Here is a 303-nt window from a genome sequence, read left to right on the forward strand (position 1 = left end):
TTTCGAACCTTATACAGTCTGAAAGATTTAATCACAGATAAATGGCGAATGCATAAGGCAGGACAAAAAGTGCTGGCTAATGGTGGTTGTGGTGGAATTGATAATGTAAGTATCAATGAATATAGAAATAACTATAAACTGAATATGCAAGAATTATATAGGCAGTTAAGAGAGGATAGATATGAGCCACGACCAGTACTAAGAACGTATATCTCAAAAGAAAATGGAGAAAAGAGACCACTAGGGATTCCAGTAATTAAAGATAGGATTGCCCAACAAGCAGTCAAACAAATCTTAGAAATA

General features: G+C 34.7%; 1 pseudogene. It reads left to right on the top strand.

The features are described 5' to 3' along the window. Positions 1-303, top strand: a pseudogene (locus ACYQ3D_RS12675) (group II intron reverse transcriptase/maturase); the annotation flags it as partial.

This window comes from Halanaerobaculum tunisiense (assembly GCF_054657635.1).